General features: G+C 44.2%; 16 protein-coding genes and 1 riboswitch. Of the genes, 2 read left to right on the top strand and 14 right to left on the bottom strand.

All coding sequences use genetic code 11. The features are described 5' to 3' along the window. Positions 1-214: 214 nt before the first annotated feature. Positions 215-1,576 (bottom strand): ABC transporter substrate-binding protein, encoded by a 1,362-nt coding sequence (locus AC1DPK_RS22815; RefSeq protein WP_441881635.1) that lies wholly within the window; start codon positions 1,574-1,576, stop codon positions 215-217. Between the two features lie 517 nt (positions 1,577-2,093). Here AC1DPK_RS22815 and AC1DPK_RS22810 point away from each other — a divergent pair. Continuing rightward, positions 2,094-3,098, top strand: coding sequence for a LacI family DNA-binding transcriptional regulator (locus tag AC1DPK_RS22810; RefSeq protein WP_339203713.1), 1,005 nt, complete (start codon positions 2,094-2,096; stop codon positions 3,096-3,098). 54 nt (positions 3,099-3,152) lie between these two features. Here AC1DPK_RS22810 and AC1DPK_RS22805 read toward each other — a convergent pair whose 3' ends face one another. The 3 genes from AC1DPK_RS22805 to AC1DPK_RS22795 all read right to left on the bottom strand — a co-directional run bounded on the left by AC1DPK_RS22805 (position 3,153) and on the right by AC1DPK_RS22795 (position 10,339). Beyond that, a complete protein-coding gene (locus AC1DPK_RS22805; RefSeq protein WP_477511738.1) occupies positions 3,153-5,402 on the bottom strand; it encodes a CBM35 domain-containing protein in 2,250 nt (749 codons plus the stop codon). A 113-nt stretch (positions 5,403-5,515) separates the two neighbouring features. Continuing rightward, entirely contained in the window at positions 5,516-6,949 is a 1,434-nt protein-coding gene (locus tag AC1DPK_RS22800) for a cellulase family glycosylhydrolase (protein WP_441881642.1), read from the bottom strand. Between the two features lie 165 nt (positions 6,950-7,114). Next, positions 7,115-10,339 (bottom strand): glycosyl hydrolase, encoded by a 3,225-nt coding sequence (locus tag AC1DPK_RS22795; protein ID WP_477511737.1) that lies wholly within the window; start codon positions 10,337-10,339, stop codon positions 7,115-7,117. Positions 10,340-10,821: 482 nt separating this feature from the next. Between AC1DPK_RS22795 and AC1DPK_RS22790 the strand changes: the two genes are divergently transcribed. Next, complete coding sequence (locus tag AC1DPK_RS22790) at positions 10,822-12,840, top strand: serine hydrolase (RefSeq protein ID WP_477511736.1); 2,019 nt, start codon at positions 10,822-10,824, stop codon at positions 12,838-12,840. Between the two features lie 122 nt (positions 12,841-12,962). Here AC1DPK_RS22790 and AC1DPK_RS22785 read toward each other — a convergent pair whose 3' ends face one another. The 10 genes from AC1DPK_RS22785 to AC1DPK_RS22740 form a co-directional block, all read right to left on the bottom strand. Next, on the bottom strand, positions 12,963-13,607 hold the full coding sequence (locus AC1DPK_RS22785) for an HNH endonuclease (protein ID WP_477511735.1): 645 nt from the start codon (positions 13,605-13,607) through the stop codon (positions 12,963-12,965). Positions 13,608-13,709: 102 nt separating this feature from the next. Further along, positions 13,710-14,396, bottom strand: a complete 687-nt coding sequence (locus AC1DPK_RS22780; RefSeq protein WP_477511734.1) for an ECF transporter S component — start codon at positions 14,394-14,396, stop codon at positions 13,710-13,712. Then, positions 14,384-16,033 (bottom strand): ABC transporter ATP-binding protein, encoded by a 1,650-nt coding sequence (locus AC1DPK_RS22775; protein WP_477511733.1) that lies wholly within the window; start codon positions 16,031-16,033, stop codon positions 14,384-14,386. The genes AC1DPK_RS22780 and AC1DPK_RS22775 overlap by 13 nt, the downstream gene beginning before the upstream one ends. Further along, positions 16,024-16,893 carry an energy-coupling factor transporter transmembrane component T gene (locus tag AC1DPK_RS22770; protein ID WP_430054306.1) on the bottom strand — a complete coding sequence of 290 codons (870 nt, stop codon included), beginning with the start codon at positions 16,891-16,893 and terminating at the stop codon, positions 16,024-16,026. Before AC1DPK_RS22770 ends, AC1DPK_RS22775 begins: the two co-directional genes overlap by 10 nt. Then, on the bottom strand, positions 16,886-17,659 hold the full coding sequence (locus tag AC1DPK_RS22765; protein ID WP_477511732.1) for a DUF4430 domain-containing protein: 774 nt from the start codon (positions 17,657-17,659) through the stop codon (positions 16,886-16,888). Before AC1DPK_RS22765 ends, AC1DPK_RS22770 begins: the two co-directional genes overlap by 8 nt. 176 nt (positions 17,660-17,835) lie before the next feature. Further along, positions 17,836-18,036: riboswitch (cobalamin riboswitch) on the bottom strand. A 14-nt stretch (positions 18,037-18,050) separates the two neighbouring features. Then, a complete protein-coding gene (locus AC1DPK_RS22760) occupies positions 18,051-18,716 on the bottom strand; it encodes an ABC transporter ATP-binding protein (protein ID WP_441881663.1) in 666 nt (221 codons plus the stop codon). Continuing rightward, positions 18,713-20,368: an ABC transporter permease gene (locus AC1DPK_RS22755; protein ID WP_477511731.1), complete on the bottom strand. Its 1,656-nt coding sequence runs from the start codon at positions 20,366-20,368 to the stop codon at positions 18,713-18,715. Before AC1DPK_RS22755 ends, AC1DPK_RS22760 begins: the two co-directional genes overlap by 4 nt. A gap of 2 nt (positions 20,369-20,370) precedes the next feature. Then, positions 20,371-21,510, bottom strand: a complete 1,140-nt coding sequence (locus AC1DPK_RS22750; RefSeq protein ID WP_477511730.1) for a Fe(3+) ABC transporter substrate-binding protein — start codon at positions 21,508-21,510, stop codon at positions 20,371-20,373. 127 nt (positions 21,511-21,637) lie between these two features. After that, complete coding sequence (locus AC1DPK_RS22745) at positions 21,638-23,053, bottom strand: ATP-binding protein (RefSeq protein WP_441881672.1); 1,416 nt, start codon at positions 23,051-23,053, stop codon at positions 21,638-21,640. Next, positions 23,050-23,727: a response regulator transcription factor gene (locus AC1DPK_RS22740; protein ID WP_477511729.1), complete on the bottom strand. Its 678-nt coding sequence runs from the start codon at positions 23,725-23,727 to the stop codon at positions 23,050-23,052. The genes AC1DPK_RS22745 and AC1DPK_RS22740 overlap by 4 nt, the downstream gene beginning before the upstream one ends. Between the last annotated feature and the right edge of the window lie 113 nt (positions 23,728-23,840).

The raw sequence follows: 23,840 nt of genomic DNA, 5'->3' as shown, positions 1-23,840 counted from the left end.
CTTCTTTGCCACATTGGTTAGCCGCAAATTGCTTATCACCAGAGGTCCTCCTTACATGCATAAACGGTTTCTCCGTCCATAGGCGGGGAAGCTCACGTTTGATGGTGAAATATAAGCCCATATATCTTCTAGCATTTATTTTCCTCGTTCTCATACAATCGGGGGAAGTCATGAAAGACGTCCCCCGACCTGTACATTAAACCGCTGCCTTCAATTACTTAGAAAGCTTGGCTATGGACGCTTCTGCTTCCGGCTTATACTTCTCAGCAGTCGCAGTCACTGATTGATTATTTACGATAATATCTGTAACGAACTTCCCAGTAGGGAAATCAGGGAAAGCATCATCCAGCAAGATTTGGCCTGTGTTCGTAATATGATCACGCTGCATAGCTACATCTTCCTCGTGATTGTAGAGGCCTTCCAGCCACTCTTGGCTTGGGAATTCTTCCGTTTGAGTAATATCAAATGTTTCTTCGTAAATTTGGTAAACCAATTGTGCGTCTTTTACGCCTTTTGGAATAAATTTAGCCGCTTGTCCAGGGTTCGCATAAGTAACTTCTGGACTTCCTTGTGGCCCGTTCGGAATTGGCACAACACCGATATCGAACGTTAATTCACCAATATTCCACGCCGGTGCTTGGAACATCGCTACATCGCCGTCTTTAAACGTGTTGAATTCTTCATAATTCATTCTGTCGCCTGTTTTAATTTTCATAACGTTCTCAACGTTGTATAGACGGTTAACAAACTCTGCCGCTTCAATCGTTTTTGGATCAGTTAAGCCTTGAACGCCTGCTCCTTCGTCAACGATTTTGCCGCCATTTGCAGCCGTAAAGTTGCGGAAAATATCAATGGACCAGCCTGAGAAGCCATAAACGTCAATTTTTCCGTCATTATCTGTATCCTTCGTTGCTAGCTTTGCAATTTCCAAAAACTTCTCCCAGTTCCATTGGCCGCCTGTATAAAGCTCTTGAAGATCCGGAAGGCCAAGTTTTTTGAACAAATCGCGATTGTAGTGCATGGCTGTACCGCCTGAACCTGGATTGTCAAATGCATATTCGCCGCCAGCTATAGCAGGCGCTTTGGCCATCAAGTTTGCATCGTTGTTGATGTTATTAGCTGAAGTTGTAAACTCGCTGATCGGAAGCAGCTGGCCTTTCAATACAGCCGGCAATGCTGCTTTGTATTCCATTTGAACGATGTCTGCGAAAGGCTCACCTGTCAGGACAGTAGCCGTAAACTTCGGCATGTATTCTTCAAAAGGAACGTTTATGAATTCGATTTTCACATTATATTTTTTTTCAACTTCTTCAATTTTAGCGAGACGCTCTTTCTCGGAAGCCGTTGCACCTGCTGGTGTCAAATCCCACCATGCAGCTACTTTAATAACGCGTCCACCCATATCGACAGGTTCTGGTGTTGCTGTGGATTCCTCAGGTGCTGCAGTCGGATCAGTGACAGCGCTTTCTTTTGGAGCGTTATTCGTTCCTTTATTTCCGCCGTTCCCGCCGCTGCAAGCTGTAAGTATGAGCATGAAACATAACACCAAAATGGACAAACCTTGTATTTTTCTCATGACCGAACCTCCCATTTTTACATTCATCAGTTGGTATAAAGTAAAAATCCCCATTTAAAAGCGCTTTCATTCCTAAACTTTGAAAAACCCAACAGCTAACCTCACCGCCTTTTCGTTATTCGATTTCCGTAATTTGTTATTTCGTTTTGCATAACGAATATAACATCAAAAACAAAACTGGTCAATTGTTTTTTATTTGTTATCTAAACGCACTAATATTTCTAAAAAAATAAGTTGAATTCCGTTTTATTGCTTGTATACCCTTGAAAAAACAGCTATATTTATCTACATAACAAAATAACAAAAAGACAATAATAAAGCATTGAGGTGAATGAACTTCCTAAATAAAACTCTAAATAAAATAATAATGTTTAATGTTTTTTAGCAATAAAAAAACAAGTTTAATTGTTAGTAACAATACGGTAAAATAATGACTAGCATTTCTTCACATATAATAATGGACTTCTTTACATATAGATGGCTTGGCAAACTAACTAATTAAGGTAGGATGAAATTTATGCGCCGGAAGGTAACGATTCAATCAATTGCCGATTACACAGGGTTGTCAAAATTCGCAGTCTCACGAGGGTTATCCGGGAAATCGGGGGTTAGTCCACAAACAAGAGAAGTGATATTAAGAGCTGCAGGACAGCTTGGTTATTTTAAGGACGCGCAGACGCCTCCTGTTTCAAGCGAACTGATGGATACAGAATCACGAAGCTGGTCCGGAACCATTCTAGTGCTTTTCCCAAATGTTCGTTATCAAAATACTGATTCCTTATATTGGGGTCCAATATTTAACGGCATATCTACAAGGCTGAACCAAAAGGGCATTAACATCCTTACATTAACTGAGCCTACTAACGACTCCATGTTCTCACTTTTAAACCCTGAAGCTATTATGGGCATTATTACTGTAGGCTCTATTTCTACCTCTGTGTTGCTTGATATTAAACGGCTCGGCATTCCTGTCGTAATGGTCGATCATTACGATCCAAACTTTCACTGCGACTCGATTTTTACAGACAACTTGTCCAGCATGAGAGAAATAATGAATGCCGTCATTACAAAAGGCTACAAAAACTATCAATTTTTAGGGAATATTAGAGATGCGCAAAGCTTCTATGAACGATTCCTTGGTTTCCGTTCAGCTCTCGAGGACAATGATATTGAACTAAAGCAAATTCCTTCCCTAATGGGACCGGAAATTGAAAACTTTCACGATACATTCAAAGCTGCTATTGAGGAGCATGGTTTACCTGAAGTATTTGTTTGCGCCAATGATATATTTGCCTCTTTTGCGTTAGATACATTAAAAAATATCGGCATGTATATTCCAGAAACGCTCGTTTTCACCGGCTTCGACAATACCCATCCTCAGATTCCTTTTTTGGCTACTGTTAATGTAGATAAGGAGCTGCTCGGCAAACGTGCTGTTGATCAGATGCTTTGGAGAATACTCAACGCAACAACGAGCTACGAGAGGACCCTTATCCAAGCTGAGATTATTTTCAGAAATTAAACATAAAAAGAGGATGACCATCGCGGTCATCCTCTTTTCGTAGTAGTGCTTCGTTTAAAAATCCGTTCGAAATGGCGATGCGGGAAGTCCTGCTTTATTATACAAATTAATCGTCGGTGAATCGCTCCAGCCATATCTTACCGATACTGGTTCAGCAACCTTATCCGATGATACAATGACCGAGTTGCCATCTATTTTGGCATTAGCAGCATAATATTTCTTATCTTCCCCCGCAATTGCAAAACCGATCAGCTCGCCTGATTTCTCCTCCTGTACAGGTTCAAGTCCAGCCTTTACTCCCGCCATTAAGCCTGAATCTGCATGCTCGAAAGAAAGACGAATGGCCGCACCTTCCTTCGCCATCGACGTATAAATGGGTCCAGAATATTCAATCGTATAGTTGTCAAATTTGCCTAAAGCACACAATGCAGAGCGCCAGCCGACATCCTGCTTATTCGTTGGATGGATATCAGCGCTATCTCCTACATCTGTTGTGACAACAAGGCATGCGTGTGTATCATTCTGTACCGTTTTCAGCTGAGCCTCGCGTATTTCCGGCAGTCCTTCATTTGTTTGCGCCGGATTAGCTTCGCTTTGAACGGTGCCGAATGCTGAAATTTGAATAATTATAAACGGCAGACTTTCATCCGAAAAAGCAAGGCGCCAATCCTTCATCAGATCAGGCAGCAGCTTGTTATAGCGACGCTCTCCCCAATTGCTTTCACCTTGATACCAGAGCACACCTTTTAATTTATAAGGCGTAAGGGGCGCAATCATTCCATTAAAAAGAGCGATCGGTGATTTAGCTGTCTCAATCATCACTGCGCCTGTTCTAATCTCATCAGCTGCTGCTGTAAAGTCTGGATTGCTTTGCAACATAGGGTAGCTTGTCCATGATTCTGCTTTTGTACCGCCAACAGCTGAGAAGAGAATACCGATAGGTACATTGGTTTCCTTGTTTATTTTACGGGCAAAAAAATAAGCTACGGCGCTGAAATCCACAGCTGAATCGGATGTCACCGTCTGCCATTTGCTTCCCTTGTCTACCATGTATAGCGGAACAGGACTTGTTGCTTGCGGTATTTTCATAAATCGAATGTTGGGATGGTTTGCTTGTTTCATCTCCTCTGCCGCATTCATTACAGCGGGCAGCTTAAACTCCATATTGGATTGCCCCGAGCTTAGCCATACATCACCAAACAAAACATCAACGAGCTCAATCCTCTCTCTGCTGCTGCTAACCGTTATTTGATGAGGTCCTCCTGCTGAAAAAACACCCAATTCTATTTTCCAATAGCCATCGACATCTGCTAACCCAGAAATTGCACGATCATTCATTTGGACGGTTATTTTCGTATTCGGCTCTGCCCAGCCCCATATGGCTGCCTGCTTATCCCTTTGAAGAACCATGTGATCACCGAACATCGGATTCACTAAGGGCTTGCCTATATAGGTAGGTAATGCCTTATAGGATATAACTGCTTCTGCTTCCATTTCTGCTCTGGCATTTAATCCGCGAGCCAGTACCTTGAGCTCATAATCGCCTGCTGCAGGGGGAAGAAAGGTATATTGATGATGTCTGCTAAACTCGTTTAACGGCATCCAATCTCCTTTTTTTTCACGAGCAAAAAAACGATATTCCGCAGAATGGTCAGCACGAGCCGATACCGTAACCGCAGCATCAGACGGACCTGTGCTTTCACTTTCTAAATGGAGTGCAACACGGGTAACATTGCCGTCAGAGCCTCCAATTAATTGAATATAGTCAATAGCAATYCAGCCCCAGCTATTTGAAATATCAAAAGTATGCTTCCCTGCGTTCAAATCATATTGTCCGATCAAAGCATCCTTCCATACAGCCGTATCCTTAAATGTATATTCAGCAAGCCGTTCTCCATCTAATGCTATAAAATTCGGCTTATCTCCTCCTGCTGTTTTATACCGAATTAAAATCATATAAGTGCCTTCAGCTTCAATATCCATCAGAAATCTCAGATTGTCGCCGCTCGTATCAAAGCCCTCCACGAATTTACCGCCTGATGCACTGTCATCCTCTGAGCTGGTTAATCCAGTCAGTTCTCCATCCTCTGCCTCTAACGTAAGTGTAGTTCCCAATATCCTTTGTTTCTCCCCAGATGCAGCCAATGTCTCCACTGGCAATTCAGTTGGAACAATCCATTCATTTTTAGTTGTTTCTGTATCTGCTTGCTTCATCACAATCACTCCAATTAAAAAAACGATAATAATACCCAATAGTATGAGCCACTTGCTGATACGGTTTCGTATGGCCTGCTTATTATGCATCTTCCATCCAACCTTCTACTTATTTACTCTGCATGCTGCAAATAATCATTTCAGACAAGGAAAAGGGCTGGAATCCAGCCCTCCCCCTATCCTATGAGTACCTATCCATTTCGTTATTGCAGCACAACACTGTCTACATAAACCGAAGTTGATCCGCTTGAGTTAGTAGGTGAAATGAACTGAACGCCTACTTCACGCACATCACCCAAATTGGCTACTCCAGATAAGCTCAGTGAAATCGTAGATGCCCCCGATGAATTGATGTTTACCGTTCCTGAGTCATACCAAGTGTAAGCGGAGCCCGTCTTAATAAACAGCTTCGCCTGCAGGCCGCTGCCAAAGCTTCCCCATGCAGCATGCTTTACTTTAACAGAAACAGAAGATTTTCCGCTGAAATTATTAGCACCCGCATATTGCAAATAAAATTGACCGCCGCCTAACGTAATGTCTGCTTTGAGCGAGCTGCTGCCGCTTGCCGCCCATTCCGTTACAGACCAAGGTCCGCCAGCAACGTTTGATGCCGTCCAGCCTTGTGCATTTCCGCCTTCAAAATCGTACAAGGTAGAGCTGCTGCTGCTATTAAACACAGAAGCTTTTGTAGAAGTAGCCCAAATGCCATTTGTTCCGTTAATGACAAGATTGCCCCATGAAGTAAGCGTCTGCCAATCACTTGTCGTCATATCCAGCCACGAATTGGCCGAATCATTTCCTGTCCATGACCATGCCATATAACCAATGCCTTTCGCCTGACTTTGGTTCATCACCTCTTGTGCATTAACTTGACTTCCCAAGTTATTATTGCCGTTGTTGTAGTTATAGCCAAACTCGCCAACCATAACAGCCAACCCTAAATTTTTAATCGCTTGCAGCTCCGTGCCAATCCGAGAAGAATCATTCCATGAGCCGTACATATGAATGGAGAACATGACATTATGATCCGGATCATGAGTGAGGAGCGCGTTGCCGTATGCTTTGATTGGTGAAGAATTTTGTCCCCAGCCTGAGGCGTCAACAATAATCGTATTATGAATTCCAGCATTTCGAATGGTTGAAATAGCCGTCTTGTACGCATCGCGCCAAGCGGTATCCGCAAGATTCCCATCGCCCCATTCATTAGCGATATTAACGAGCACATACTTTTCATTGTTCGTCAAAATCGTTTTAACCGCGCTGCTGGCAAAATAACTAGCCATATTATTTAAAGCAGTTGCGCTGTTAGAGCCTGTTGCATCATGCAGTTCAACAATGGCAACCATGCCGAGCTGTTTGCAACGATCGATAATTTGCTGCAACCGCGATGCCGAACCGCTTGTCGTCCAGACGATTCTAACAGCGTTCACTTTTTTCGAGCTAATCGTGCTCAGAGCATCATACGCCTGCGTATCAAACCATGCGTGAGCGTTATTGACTCCTCGAATGACAAAGTTATTTCCGTTTGCATCCTTTAAATTGTTTCCGCTTACATAAAAACCGTTAGCCGCATGGGTTTGTTCAGTTGCAATAAAAGGCACAACCAAAGCTAGCATAAGCACAAGCATAAACGTCATTTTCAATCTCCTGATCATCATAATAACTAAATCCCTCCAACTGTTTTTTTGTTTTGCAGTCTCGGTTCTTAGTGTTTGATCTGGTTGCCTGTTACTTTAAAGACGTTGACATATTTATGAGAGCCTACCACCCCCTTTCATCATCTGCTGCTTTCTTCGTTTTCCTTAATCGAGAAACCGCATCAAATTAGAAACCATTTCAGCCGCTTGCTCACGGTTCACAACTGACTTTGCTAAAATGGAATCATTACTTTTCACCGCTGTACTTCCAATAAGCTTGGCGACGCGTTCCAACAATGCTGCCGCATCCTGCTTAGTCATGGCTTCGCGCGGACCAAAACTTCCGTTTTCTTTTCCTTTAATAAGCCCGAGCTTTTGAGCTGTTGAAACAGCCTTGGTATACCAGCCATCACTCGGAACGTCGTTAAATGTGTTGCTGGCGGTATCGTCATTCAAATCAAACGCTTGAATAATGATTTGAACAAACTCCGCTCTTGTCACAAGGTCAAGAGGCTTAAATAAACCATTGCCTTTTCCCTGTATGATTCCTCTTGCAGCCAAATAATCGATTGCATCCTGGCTTGCTGCGGATGAACCTTTATCCTTGAATGAAACATCTACTGCCGCAGCTGCATATTGACTGAATTGAGTGGGATGAAAAATAACTTTTTTTGTTGTTGCATCGTAATAGCTGTTTTTTACAACCTCAAGCTCGCCGTTTTCTTTGATGTGGTATGTCACGATCGTGTTTGGATTTGCGCCTGAGGTCAGTAAATAATTCAAAGCAACTTTTAAGGATGCTGCATGAAATGTTGTTATTTTCTTTCCGTCAAAGTCAAGATTCAGGTCATAAACCTGCGCGCCACCAAGCTTAGCTTTGGCAAGATCGCTCATTTGGGATGGATCGACAATAGAGAATGTGAACGTAATCGTTGCAGATGTTCCGCTTAAATGGCTTGATATTTCAGATAGTGAAATTGTAATCGCAGCATAACCGATATTCACTTCAATCCGCTCAAGACCTTTGTCTATAGCCTTAGCTATTTGCTCAGCTGGAATATTGACCTTTACCTCCTTAGCTCCTGCTGCTGGAGTCCCGGTAACAAGGATTGTACCCTTTTGAGCTTTGGCGACAGCTGCCTCAAATTCCGCGCTATTAAGCTGAATCGTTTGTTTGCCGCCAGGTCCCGCTGTAGGAGGCTGACTTGTGTCTGGATTAGATGGCGTAACGATGGGCTCAGACAAAGTGGTTACTTCAATCTGAGGACCGCCAACGCTCCAAACTCCATCTCGTGTAGCCGCTTCTACTTTAAACGTATATTTTGTACCAGCTGCTAGTCCGCTCACCTCATAGCTGCTGCTGGAGCCATTCACCGCATCCAGTTGAATACCGTCTTTATAGATCAAATAATTTATGATTTCCTGCTCGCTTGATGCACCGCTCCATGACAAGGTGGCGCTCGTTTGATTGACATTTGCTGCTTGTAACTCAGCATTGATCCACTCTGGCGCTTTCAAGCCATAGGTTGACAAGTTGCTCGGCAGCTCATCGAGCGTAATGACATATTCATGGTTGAAGACATGAGTAAGATGCTCGGCCGTATTATAAATACCGTTTCTAATAAAATCACCCGTCCATGTGCTGAACCAGCTCCAGTCTGCACCATATAAAGGCAGCAAATCAGGATCTGGAATCGTTCCTGTCTCCGGAAGCGAAACAAGCTTGCGATCCTTGACAACCTCTACTAGACGATCATATTTATTAATATTTGGGCTATAATCGCCTGCTTGGTTGTAAATGTCGGTGCTGATAATATCAACCACATCATCTCCTGGATACCAGTCGGATGACACGGAGTTCCACACCCAAATCAAATTGTTCAATTGATGCTCGTTTGTTAACCGCTCATACATCAATCGATATAGCTGCTTTGCGGACTCTGGTCCTTTGGCGCCCCACCAGAACCAGCCTCCCTCTGCCTCATGCAGCGGTCTCCATAGAACAGGAATATTAGCATCCTGAAGCCTCTTCAGCTGAATGGCAATCACATCAATGTCACTGAGCAGCAGCTTATACTCCTCTGAATCCGGATGACTAAGCGCATACTCAACATCAAACGTTGTGGAGTCGGTGTAGAAGGCTCTCCACCATTCTTTGCCCGGCACATCGATTAAACCGTTTGGCGAATTCCAATGCCAGCAAAGGGATACGATCCCGCCTCTTTCCGCCCACTCCATCATTTTTTCTGTTTCCTCTGACTTCGTTCCATGAGCTACCCGAGTAGGTGAATAGTCGATAAGGTCGAAGGAAACCATCGCTGGATGCTTACCGGTTTTTTCATAAATCCACTCCGCATCAGATAATTCCTGCTGGCCGGAAATGATGTTTTTGCCGTAGTTATCAACTAAATAATTCATGAGCGCACGCGCTTCCCTTGTTGCATTTGGGTTGATTAACGACTTTGGAACCTGATGCTCTTTATTCTCGATAGGCATTGGAGTGAGCTTTATATAATCAATGTCATACCAACTCCAATTGGCATCAAAGGTTATCGTGTTGTTTCCTGCATTCAAAAAAACCTTACCTGCCGATATTTCAACAAATTCAGCTGATTCATTAAGATCAACTTCAAACCCTGAAGCCCCGGCTTGATTTTTATTAATGGTTATTAGCGTCTTTTTGAAGCCGTAAGAAGCTCTGTAACCAAAATCCAGCGTATAAAAACCTTCAGCAGAAGCCGATACATCTATCTGAACAGATCCTCCAGGAATAAAAACATAACCGTCGCCGGAATAGCCGTTTCCAGTAGCGCGTATTTCTGCTCCACCCGCCAAAATCCCCGCTTCCGCTTCATATTGGCTGGTATCTGGCACAGTAACGGTATCCGCGGATTCAAGCGTAATGTATTCAATGCCATAATAACCCCAGCCTCTTTCAAAACGAATCGTATTGTCACCTTGTTTCAGCATAACTCTCCCTGCGGAAGCTTCTGATGAAACAGAGCCAGCTTCCGCAATTGCAGGCAGCTCAATCTCCCCGTTGCTCTGACCGTTTACGAGCAGCGACGTTACCTTCCGTCCATAAGGCGAGTAATAACCAATGTTCAGCTTATATAAGCCAGTTGCTGCTGCTTGAACATGAAAGGTTGCAGCTCCCTGATCACCAGTGAAAAATGAAATGTAACCGTTTCCAATATATTGAATGTCACCTCCTGCAGTTGTAGTTAAAAATTGTGCAGCGCCCTCTACTTCTGCACTAGCTGCTTCATATTTAATAGCAGATGCAGTCGCGTTTACATAAGGGTAGAGAGGAATGGCCCCCATAACAAACGTTAGGATCAAAGCATAAAACAAAACCTTGCGTGTTCCCCATCGGTAGTTAAAATCCATTTCATTCGTCACCTCTAATTCATAATGATGAAGCTATGCTTTTGGGACGTGCCGCCTTGCGATAGTATAATCAGCCCCGCCGGAAAACGCTTTCAAAAATGAATCACCTCCTTTCTACATTTAGTAGACGTAAGTAGCTAAGTTACATGAACAGGAGCATCTTGCTGCATGGGTAAATTTACAAGCTGCATTTCGTTATTGAGAAGATAACATAAATAACATTATTTTTGCAATACAAATAATAAATAACTTTACAATAACAATTAATTATTTTGTTATTGTCGAATTTAGCCGTATAAATGCTGTACTTTGTCTCATTTGCTAGCTCAAACGAATAACAATTTTCATAAACCTTGCAAACAAAACCTCTCTTTCGACTAAAGTCTAGGTAACAATTAGACCAATGACTGATTTGATGAAATGGCGATTCCATTAAAGTTAAGAGGAAATAAATTACATATTACTTGAAAGGATGGAAATCAATGATGTTGATGTTTCAACAAAGAAGGAAAAGTAGGAAAGCTTGGGCACCCGCCCTGCTCGCAGCGGTGATCGCCTTTTCTGCCATCTCATTTCCTGCAAGGAGCGTTGAGGCAGCAGGTGCAACTGGCCCCAAGGATGCTAAGGAAGTTGAGGCGTTTGTCGATGAGTTCTTTAAACGTCCAGAGGTTGCGAGCTCGCTAGCTGGTAGTGCAGTGGTAGTGGTGGGCAATGATAAAGTGCTGCTGAACAAAGGTTATGGTTATGCCGATGTGGAGAGCAAGAAACCTGTTGATCCTGATAAAACCATGTTCAGAATAGCTTCCATATCCAAAGTATTTACAGCAACAGCCGTCATGCAGCTCGTAGAAGAAGGCAAAATAGATTTGGATCAGGATGTAAGCCCCTATTTGAAAGGTGTGACGATTCCCAATGAGACCGGCAGCAAACTAACGATGCGACATTTATTGACTCATACAACAGGTTTCGACAAAACAGATGTGTTGACTGCTCCAGATGCGACCCGTAAAGACTATCCTCTCGAACAATATATTAAAGAGAATTTACCTACCATCGTGCGTAAGCCGGGAGCGGCTTATCGCTATGATAATTTAGCTTTCAATTATCAAGGATTAATCGTGCAAAATGTGACAGGCAAGCCATTCGAACAAGTCATTGATGATCAAATATTCCGTCCGCTGCAAATGACAAACAGTGATTTCCGGATGACGGATAAAGTGCTGGAAAACCTTGCTACCGGCTATAACCAATTAAAGGAGCCTTGGCCGCAATACCAGCTCACGCCTACAATAGCGCCAGACGGGGGCATGTTCGCAACAGGCACGGATATGAGCAAATTTATGCTCGCTCAATTAAATGGCGGCAAGCTTGGAGAAAATCGTATTTTACAGGAAAATACAGTTAAGGAGATGCAGCGGATACAGGTTGGCATTCATTCAGAAATTCCGAACATGGCTTTAGGTTTTGAGATGTTTTTCCAAGAAGATTTCAATGGCGAGACTGTCATTGGAAAGGGTGGAGATTTGGAGGGCTATCATTCGTGGATGTGGCTGCTGCCTGAACAAAAGGTAGGCGGATTTGTTGTAACGAACAGCGATGCCAGCGATATACGTGAGCAGCTGTTCGCCGCGTTTATGGATCATTATTACCCTAAAACTGAGAAAGAGCGGCCAGCCATTGCACTAACCAAGGCACAATTAGCACGCTTTGAAGGCAGCTACCAGTATTTGCGCGCCCCGCTCGTTTATTACAAAGTAAAGGCGGAAGATGGTTATTTATCCGTTGCCGGACCCAATAGCACCAGGAAACTAAAACCCGTTGGCGAGCTGCTGTTCCAAGATGAAGATGGAAAACTTGGCGCATTTAAAAGAGATGAAGCTGGCAATATCTCATACTTTTATTATTTACTTATTGATGCTTGGTGTGAACGTATAACCCCATCACCTAACTATTCTGATGTACCGCGCAATCATCCGTATGCCGATGACATTTATACTTTACGTGATTTGGGCGGGGTTTTGAATCAAACGTCTACCCTTTTCGAACCAGAAGGAAACACGACTCGTGCACAATTCGCAGCTCAGATTGTACGACTAGCTGGTATTACCAAATCACACCAATCCTCTAAATTCACGGATCTAAAGGCTCATCCATATGAATCAGAAATTCAAACACTGCTAGAGATTCACGTATTAAGTGGTACTTCAGCCCAGAGGTTTGAACCAGACCGAACGATCACAAGGGAAGAAGCTGCTGTCATTATCTATCGATTATCACGTTTTCTTGGTTTCCCTCCCATTCCAGCGAAACTGAGCGGCAAGACTTCAGCTTGGGCCGAAGAAGCGGTTCAATTCATTGTTGGAGCTCGCTTATATGGACCAGAAATAAAAACGACAGATAAAGGTACTGATTTCCGTTCGAGAGATCCGCTGCTCAATAAGGAAGCTGCTGTGATTTTAAACCGTTTCGCTAAATTATTTGCGTCAAGTGCAGGCATCTAATACAAAAAAAGACTGCGTAGTCGCCCTTCATCAAGGCGGACTATGCAGTCTTTTTTTGTATAAACGTTAGTTGTAACGAAAGCAGTACAACATACGGATCACTCAATCATTCATTAATGCTTCTAAGGAATAAGCTCATCACCGTTCATAAACGTTTGCAAGTCTTGATCCGCCTTCGATTGGTTGCAAGCATTGCAAGCACAGACACAATTAACCGGCGTTGTATGCCCGCCCTTAGCGCGCGGCAGCATATGATCGATCGTATCACCCTGCTCCCCGCAAAAATAACAAATGTGATGGTCACGCTCCAAGATGTAGCGCCGGAATTCCTTATTGCTGAACAATCGGCGTATCGTATAGCGATTGACGATAACCGCAGCATGCTCCTTTACCAGCGTTATCGCAAGCTCTGGCTCAATTTCTTGATACCATCGCCGTCCTTTATCCGTCTTGCCTCTCATCCAAATCGTACCTTGACGCGTAGGTTTTAGTGCTGCCGGATCATTCTGCAGCGTTATGGATGTCATCGGTGGAACCGGGAATGGTTTGCTGGGATGAGCTTTTCTTCGTATTGCTTTATAATCATTAAGTTGAACATCAGGCAATGGAGCTAAAGCCGCTTTCGCCTGCCTGCAAGCTCGGCATGCACCGCGCCTTGCACCAGCGCCGGCTCGTTTGCCCGTTCGCCGCAGAAACTCAGAGAGCGGTTTCGTTTCCTTGCAAATGGCGCATGGTTTGGTAGCAAGAGGTTCTGTATCATCCATCATTTTTTCCGGAGCATATGATTAGCTACGCAGCCGAATTCGTCCCCTCGTGTTTTTATACTATTGTAGCATTAATATAGGTTCGAGGGGAAAATAGCACATAACCTATGATTCCAATAAACCGTATTTCCTCTTGAAGCGCTGCAAAATGGCAATCCAGCTGCTCCCAAACACGGCGAGGAAAAAAACATTGGACAGCGCATGCGCAAGATCAAAATAAAAGCTTTGAATGTAGGCAACAAAAATCAAATTCCAGCTCAGCGCGTCCGGCAATCCGATGATAAACCAAATATTCATAATCCAGCCAAACAAGAAGCCCCATCCAAAACCAAATACGAGCAAGCCGGTCTTTGTTTTGATGAGCCAAGTATTTCGCAGCCACCCCGCGCTAGCCCCGATCATCCCCCAGCAAAACATTTGCCATGGCGTCCACGGGCCCTGACCTAGAAAGATATTCGATACGACTGCAGCTATTGCGCCGATAATGAAGCCCAATTCAGCTCCAAACACAATCGCAGCAATAATGATCACGAAGGATGTGGGCTGAACGCTCGGCAGCGGCGCAAACGGTACGCGGCTAATGGCCGCAATGGCCGCCAGCACAGCAAGGATAACAATCTCGCGCGCTTCGATCTTCCGTCTCTCAAACCTTGCAAAAAAAGGAATCATCGTGACAAATAGCAGCACGATACTTAGCATTAAATAATGATCATCGGAAATGGCAGAGGATAAGGCCATAGCTGCGATGAACAGTCCAATGCTGGCAATGAACCAGAGCTTTATTTTGCCCACGTTGCAATCACATCCTCTGTCGTCAGCGCTTCTGGCAGCCATTCACGCACCGTTCGATTGATGGCTGTTGTGTAAAAATAATTAGTACCAAAAAATTGCGCCGGCTCCGACTCAGCAGATATTGCTCCATCAAACAGCATCGCGCAGCGCGTTGCATGCTCGGCAGCAAATTCAATATCATGTGTGACCATGACTATGGTTTTGCCTGCATGGCATAACTGCTGCAGCAGCTCCGCTGTTCGCTGCTTGGCTATGGGATCAAGCCCCTTTGTCGGCTCATCCAAGCATAGAACATCCGGCTCACCAAGCAGCACTAAGGCTAACGCCGCTCTCTGCTGCTCTCCTCCGCTCAAATCATAAGGATGCTTCGGCAAAATAGAGGAAATCTGCAGGGAATCGACAACCTGAGCTATTTTCCGATCCCGATCATCGAGTTTGGCGTAATCCGCCATTCGCTGAAGCTCCTCTTCAACTGTATCGTAGCTAAAATAAAGCAGTGGATTTTGCGCCAAATAACCAACTTTAATCGATTTATCCCGCTTCAGCTTGCCTCGCTGCGGCTTTAATAATCCGGCCATCATTTGCAGCATCGTTGTTTTTCCAGCCCCGTTGCCGCCAAGCACCGCCAAAAACTCATGCTTGTACACGTTAAGCGACAGCTTCTTCAACACCTCTGCACTCGCTTTTTCGTATTTAAACGTTATTTCATCACAAGCAAGCAGCCATTCCTTTTTTTCGAGCTCGCTGCTTTCGTTGATTACTGAATGATTTGCGCCTATTGTATGTACGCCGAAAACATTGGAGAGCCACTTCTTCCCTTCACGCACGGTAAGCGGAATTTGATTTGCTTCTGGTAGGCTGCCAGCCTTCTGGGCAGATAGAAACAGCTTCGTAACGGAAGGCAGGTATGGCATTTCTTTCTGCGCTGCATCAACACCAACGAGCCGGCATAGCTCTCTCGGCGGCGCGTCGTATTTCACTTTGCCTTCCTCCAGCAGAATGATTCGATCTGCAAGTGGAATAACATCCTCCAGCCGATGCTCGCTTATAATAACCGTCATCGACATTTCCTGATTCAGCCGATAAATAAACTGCAGAAAATCTCGCGCCGCTACCGGATCAAGCTGAGAGGTGGGCTCATCTAATAGAAGCAGCTTTGGCTGCAGCAGCAATACTGAAGCAAGATTGATCAGCTGCTTCTGTCCCCCCGATATTTCATGAACGGATTTGTTAATCAGCTCATCCAGCCCAAAGAAATGGCTCATTTCGGCTAGTCGTTTACGCATAACCGCTTGCCCATAGCCGACATTTTCCATGGAAAAAGCCAGCTCATGCCATACCTGATCCATCACAATTTGATTTTCAGGGTTTTGAAACACCATGCCGATCTGTTCAGCCGCCTCGACCGCAGGCAGTTCCTCTAGCAATACACGATTATACTTAATGGTGCCTGAGCGTTTCCCCGTAGGCTGCGTTTCTTTTTTCAAGTGCCGAAGCAGCGTCGTTTTGCCGCAGCCGGATGCCCCACAAAGGACGACAAAATCGCCTGGCTTGATATTTAAAGTAATGTTATCGAGTGCTGCAACCGTTGATTCCGGATAATGGAACGTCAATTGATCAACCTGAATTACTTCCATGACCTTCTCTCCATTTCTTCAAGTACGACTGGTGTTAACAGAAAGGCGCAATAGCAAGCGTATGCAATGCCTTCCCCCCTATGAAACTGCATTGTTTCCAGACGCGGGTAAATAGTAAGCACACCAAAACCTTGCATCCAGCCCCAAATGCATACTAGTGCCATTGCTCCAAGAAACAATAGAACATACCAATCTCTACGATCCATACGATAGATGACATAAGAGCTTCGTTTAGCTGCGCCATACCCTCTAGCTTTCATAGAATCAGCGGTCTGAAGCGCCTCCTCCAAGGACCAGGTCAACAGCACACGAACGAGCAGCATGCCATCCTTGCTCCGTTTTTTCAAGCTGCCTTCGAGAATCGAAACCCCTTTTATTCGTTGAACCGTAGTAATTTGATCCAGTCTCCGCAAGAAAAGCGGTACGAACCGAATCGACATCGAGGTTAGCAGTGCAGTTCGCGGAGCGACTCGTGAAAATAAATACATCCATTTCTCCGTCGTAACAATCTGCTGAAACGATACAAAGGCTAGTAAAATGCACAATAAAGATAGCATCATCGTCACACCATATAAAATAGCTTCCAACGTGATCGGCTGATCCATAAAATAAAATAAAATATGCCGCCCGCGATGAGAAAACAGCGGGTTAAGAACAGCAACTAAACCGCCCATTAGAACATAATAAGGAAGCAGCTTAAGCAGCCGCTTCCCTTCGCCATGAATGACAATAATTACCGTAATCGCAGCAAGTGACGTCAATAAGAAAACAGGATGAAATAAGAGCATGCCGAATGTAATGACTCCTGCATAATAACTGAAGCTCGTAACCGGATGTACCGAACCGAACGCACTATTCATCGAATTTTGCTCCTATATCCTCGCCAAGATCAGTCGTGTACAACCATTCAATAACATCACCTTCATTAACCTTGTAAACCCCGGCGCCCTTGTTAGGAAACTCACCGTTTACTCGGTACATCCAGCCGCTCTTCGCACCCAGATCGAATTCGTAAATATTATCGATGCCTTCGATATAAGCACCGCCTTTAACACCTCTGTATTCCATTTGTATTTTGTTTTTTCTCGTAATTTTCTTCAATACATCTAGAACGGTATCGTCCTTCTTGAACTCTACGGCTGTTGGTGCAAGCACCGTTCCCGTATCTTTGTCCGCGACAATTGAAATCGTAACCGTCTGCATAGGATTCGGCGTTGCAACAGGCGTGACGGGCTTCGCTGTAGCCGCACTGTCTGTTTTGGTTGGTTTCGCAGAAGTAGTAGGCTTCGTTTTTGGATCATCCAGTTTTGGCTCATTTGTCTGCTTCGGCTTCGGGGAAGGCGTTGCTTGCTTACCGCCAGCGTTGTCGGTTGCCTTCGCGTTATCTTGATCTTTATCTTCGCTAGGCAACTGCGTTGCCTCTGCCGTTTCTGATGCTGAAGTACTCGTTGGCTGCTCATCAGCGGCTTTCTCCGCTTCTTTTCCCACTTGTCCTTCGTTGCTGGTTTGCACTTGATTGGTATTGGAATTAACGCTTTGTGCCGGACTGGCACAGCCAGCTAATAAACCAATAAACAGCCATAGGATGATTAAGCTTGGTAACCATTTCTTGTAGATCTTTGCCATCGTCTCTTTTCTGCTCCTTTTTGTCTCATTCACACAAACCTTAACAATAAAAAAAAGACCCCCTTCTATTAGGGGATCTGCATGCCGAATGTAAGAATAGCAACCGTATATAACTAAAATATATGATGCGTCCTGCAAAACGATTACGCCTCCACATTCTTTACCCCCGAAGAATGAGAAACAAAATAAAAAAGGCAGGTTTCCTGGCTTGTGCGTCAACGCGATTCTCACACCTTCCCATCCTTGAATCGGACAGTGGCATTTGCAGAGAATCACTCTTCACATACAGTGGCGGGACCGCGCCGGCATTGAACCGGACTTCCCTATTAAGCAAACAAAAGCATGCTTTTGTTTGCACCTTCTCTATTCAATTATGCGATTATTTAATCAATCATATCGGGATTGCTGGGGTTTGTCTATATGGGATTTGAATGATTCGATCGCAAATAGCAGCTGCATCCTCTTGATCATGGGTGACGAACATACACGTAATTTGGGCTTTGTGAAGCAATCGCTTCAGCTCCTCCCGAATGCTTTGCTTTAAGTGTGAATCCAAACTGCTAAATGGCTCATCCATCAACAGCATCAAGGGAGACGGGGCAAGCGCACGAGCAAAAGCAACACGCTGCTGCTGACCGCCGCTAAGCTCATGCGGATAACGCTTGACGAAATCATTTAACTGTATCAGCTCCAGCATTTCATCCAGCCGTTTGAATCTATCTTTTCTTGATAATCGATGTAAACCAAATAATATATTTTGACCGACAGTCAGATGAGGAAACAACGCATAATCCTGAAACACCATGCCTATGCCGCGCTGCTCAGGCTGAATAAACTGCTGATCATCTACTAAAACCCTGCCGCCAGCGGCAATACGTCCCGAGGCAGGAATCTCAAGCCCGGCAATAATCCGCAGCAGCGTGCTTTTCCCGCAACCGCTTTGACCAAGCACTCCAACAACTTCACCCTTCTGCATTTGCATCGTAAAGTTTTCCAATACACTCTTTTTCCCATTGTCATAGCTAAAAGAAACGTTAGTCAGCTCAAAAAAGTTCATCTGGATTTCTTCTCTCCCAACCGATGATAAACAAAAACAGTTGCCATTCCCACCGTGATTATGAATAAAGACGGTACCGAAGCTTGATGAATTTGCTCATCGCTTGCATATTGATAGGCTTTTGTCGCTAGCGTCTCAAAATTAAACGGGCGCAGCAGCAGCGTCAGCGGCAGCTCCTTCATAATTTCCATAAAGGTAAGCAGGAAGCCTGCTAATATGGATCCTTTTATTAAAGGCAAGTCAACTTTGAAGAAGGTAGCAGTCATACCGATGCCGAGCGTTCTGGAAGCTTCAGAATAACGATTGCCTATTTTATCAAATCCCGCTTCCACCGCATTAAATCCTACACCAAGGAAGCGGATTACATAGGCGAAAATAAGCATTACGAGCGACATGCTGAGTACGAGCTTGCTCGATCCAAAACCTAACCATGAATAGACGCCGCTTAATTGATGGTCTAGGGAAATAAACAAAGCAAGCACGCCAATGGACAAAACAGCACCCGGGATAGAGTAGCCCATTAAAATTAGCTTTGTTGCTGCAAGCGACAAAAGCGATCGATTCAGGCTCCGGCTTACATTGGCGACAATAACTGCAAGCAGCATCAACACGGTAATCGCAACAATGGAAACCAAAAGCGTGTTTGAGACGAGCTGCGCAAATTTGCTGTTCAATACATCTTGATATGTCCATGTCGCCCAAACGAGGAGCTGAACTACTGGAATAGCGAACGAAAGGGCAAATATAACCGTGCTCACAAAAATAGCAGCAGCTGTCCCTAAATAGGATAACTTCCTTCGTTTAAGCGGATTAAGCTTGCTTGTCGCGGAATGATACATTTTTCGCCTGCGAAGCAGTCTCTCCATAATAAACAATCCAATAATAGCGCTCATTAGGAGCGCAGATAATCTCAGGGCAGAATCAACGTCATACATACCAAACCATGTTTTGAAAATCGTTGCAGTAAACGAAGCAATGCCAAAATGTTTTGTTACTCCAAAATCATTCAGTACCTCAAATGCGACGAGGCTGGCTCCGCCGATAATTGCAGCCTGCGACAAAGGCAATACGATTCGGAAAAAGATATGAAGCTGCCCTTTGCCGAGCAATCTTGCGTTTTCTATGAAAGCTGCGCTTTGCTTCTCCATAAAGGTTTTGGTCATCAAATAAATGTAAGGAAATAAAAACATTGAAAATATGAAAATAGCGCCTTTCATGGACAATATATCAAAATAAGCTTGGTTAGGGGTTACGCCGAGCGTATTTCGCATAAAAACTTGTATGCTGCCCGTATAGCTCAGCATAGAACCGTAAGTATAAGCTGCAATATATGGTGGAATAGCCAGTGGCAGCAAAAATGCAAAGTGAAAGAACTTCCGCATCGGGAAATCATAGGCTGCAACAAGCCATGCAAGCGACACGCCGATGATAACGGAGAAAAACACCGATCCTACTACAAGATATAAAGATTGAACGACAGATTCAAACAGCATATACTCTTTGATTTGCTGCCAGTTTTCATTCGGTTTGTCAAACAAACCGAAAAAAATATAAAGAGACGGAATAAGGGCCATGATGGCCCCTATTACGCTCAATATAACCCAGCCGTTCAATATTCTCTTTAAATTTCGCAAAGAGATGGAAGCCATCATTTTTATTTCCAACCTGCCTTAGCCAGAAGCTCGACTGCTTTTTTGTTATGATCGCCCAGCTTGGAGAAATCCAGCTTCTGTGTTTTAAAGTCACCCCAGCCCTTTAACAACTCAGGCTTTTCTGCAGCAGCATTTACAGGAAATTCGAAGCTTCCTTGCGTTAACAGCGTTTGCCCATCCTTGCCTGTCATGAATTCGATCAGTTTAACAGCGTTATCTTTATTCTTAGCATGCTTAGTAAGGCCTACACCGCTGATGTTAAGATGTGTGCCTGTCGTTTCTTGGTTCGGGAAGAATACGCCAATTTTCTCTGCAACCTTAACTTCTTCCGTATCCTTCGAATTCAACATCTGCCCAACGTAATAAGTGTTCATAATCGCAACATCACCTAGACCAGCAACGACCGCTTTCGCTTGGTCGCGATCTCCGCCTTCAGGATCACGAGCAAAGTTTGCTACAATCCCCTTCGCCCATTCTTCAGCCTTTTGCTCTCCATTTAGTTCGATGAATGAAGCAAGCAGCGACTGATTATAAAGGCTGGCAGACGAGCGCGCCAATACTTTCCCTTTCCATGCGGCATTTGCAWGATCTTCATAGGTGGACAGCTGCTCCGGCTTCACACGATCTTTGGCATAAACGATAACGCGTGCACGGGTTGCAATGCCAACCCAATTGTTTTCGTTATCCCGCAGCTCTGCGGGTACATTACTATCAACCGTTGTGGATTGAATCGGTTGAAGCACTTCATTTTGCTTCGCATAATTTAGAACGCCGCCATCTACTGTAATGAACAGATCTGCTTCTGAGCTTTCTCCTTCTCGCTTCAAACGTTCAACGAGCTCTTCTGCTGTACCTTTAATTTCATTGACTTTAATGCCTGTTTCTTTCGTAAAGGCATCAAACAACTGGCTGTCAACATCATAGTGTCTTGCTGTAAACACGTTTACGACTTGCTCTTTGTTGTTATTCTTACTCGTATCATTACTTCCACCAGCTGCTTCAGTCGTTGCTGGGCTCGCCTCTGGCGATGGCGAAGAAGCATTCGTCTTATCGTTTCCTGCATTATTCGCTCCACAACCTGCTAATACGAGCACTGTTAGCATCGTTAACAATACGACACTTACGATATAATTCTTTTTCATCTTTGTCATACCTCTCGTTCCCACTTTTAATTTGATAATGAAAATCATTACCACCAATTCAACAGTTCCTATTGTAACCTACTAAAATGAGAAAATGCTGTGAAAATAAAAAAAAGCTACCCGACATTCATTTTCGGGTAACTCGTTTAAAAACAGCTGAAACGGTGGTACCTTGATGAAGTTTACTTTCAATGAGCAAACTACCGTCATATCGTTGCACCAAACGGTTCGCAATCGCCAGCCCGAGTCCATGACCGCCGCTTGTGCCGCTCCTCGAACGGTCTGCGCGGTAAAAACGATTCATAACGAGCGGTAAGTCCTGATCAGATATGCCAACGCCAAAATCTGTGACTTGAATGACAGCATCCGTTTCTCCTAGCAAGCAGCAAAGCTCTATTCTTCGGCTTTCTCCCGAATAGTTGACTGCATTATCAAGTAAGATGAGCATAATTTGCTCCAAATGCTGCTCAGACACAAATAGATCTACGTCTGACAAATGACTCAAATCAGCATGAAAAGTGAACTCCGGATGAAGCACCTCTATATTTCTAATAAGCTGTTCCATGTTCTGCTTCGAATGGCTGCTCATCTCATTCCCGTAAGCGGGCTCTTTCTCCGCACGAGACAATGCGAGCAGCTCCTGTACAAGTCCTTTCAGCCGAGCTATTTCCTGYGACGAAGCTTGCAAAGACTCTTCCAGAACTGCAGGGTCATCCTTTCCCCAGCGCTGCAGCAGTGCGAGATGCCCTTCAATGATGGCAATTGGTGTTCTTAGCTCATGAGAAGCATCCTCTACAAATTGTTTCTGTTGCCCGAACGAGCGCTCAAGCTGATCCATCATTTCATTAAACAGCTTCATGAGCGTTGCAATTTCATCATTTTTATTTTCGTTTAGCTGAACCCTTTCTTGTAAGCCTTTCTGCTTTACGCCGGTCATGGCAACATTCATCGCTTGAAGCGGCTTAAGCAGCTGACGCGCCAGCAATCCTCCGCCGATGCCGCTTATAACAATGGCACCGACACAGCAAATTAACATAATTCGAAAAAAAGCTGAACTAAGCTTCTCAAAATCCTCGATGTTTTTCACAATTTCGATTGTTCCGTTAAACGAGAAGATCGTTAAAGGGCTCCGCATAAGCAGCAGGTTTTGGTCAAGGAACCACGACCCTTTGGCAGCTAAACTCGAAGATGGATAAGCATCTAACCACTGCTCTGTTAGATTATCAGAGACAATCATAATCGGTGCTCCATCTTCATCAAGCACGCGTATTAGCTGATTTTTACCATTTACTTTTTCAAGAAAGCTTCGTATTGAATTCAACTCCGATTGCTCGAAAGTGAACTCCTTTTCCAATAAATAGTTCAATATTTCCCGCATGTCTTCCTGTGTGTTCGTCTCTGCTTGTTTATTCATCCACTTCTCTACAAACATATATTGAACGGCATTGTATGCAGCAAATAAAAGAAATAACAGCAGCGCCGACCATAATGTCAGCTTCCACTTGATCGGTATTCGTGAGAAACTTACGCGCAAATTATTCATTTTTTCATCACATACCCAATACCGCGCAGCGTTTGAATGCAGCTCGTTCCTCCGGGGACATCAATCTTATTGCGCAAATATCTCACATATACATCAACAACATTCGTATCGACAGCCGCATCGTAACCCCATACGGTATCAAGCAGCGTTTCCCGTGAGAAGACACGGTTCGGATTTTGCATGAAAGCAAGCAGCAATCCGTATTCCCGCTTAGTCAACTCTATGATTTGTTCGCCTCTGCTAACGATTCTAGCGTCTAAATCTACAGTTAACTCACCAGAAGACAAAATAGAACGATGATCAGATGCAATCATATCCTGTCGCCTAAATACAACGCGTAGACGTGCAAGCAGCTCTTCAATCGCAAACGGTTTCGGGATATAATCGTCCGCCCCGCTGTCAAGGCCAGATACTCGGTCTGTAACGCTGTCCCTCGCTGTCAGCATAAGAATAGGTGTTGCTTTTGATTCCCGAATACGCCTGCAAACCTCAAGTCCGTCCATGCCAGGCAGCATTAGATCCAATAAAATAACATCCCATTCTTCTCGCAAGGCGCGCTCTAGACCACTATTGCCATCATAAGAAACAACTGTCTCAAACGATTCATGACGCAGTTCAAGCTCAATAAAACGCGCTAAATTTCTTTCATCCTCAATAAGTAAAATCTTTTTCATGGATTGACCCGCCTTTAGTATTGCAAATGCTTGTCTACAGCATATTTTCAATCATTGTAATTGATAATTGTTCTCACAGTCAATCGTTCTATCAAAAAAGAGACAGTCCATGT

The organism is Paenibacillus sp. 01T424 (genome assembly GCF_056398745.1).
The sequence above is the reverse complement of the archived record's forward strand: the minus strand, read 5'-3'. Positions and strand labels throughout refer to the sequence as shown.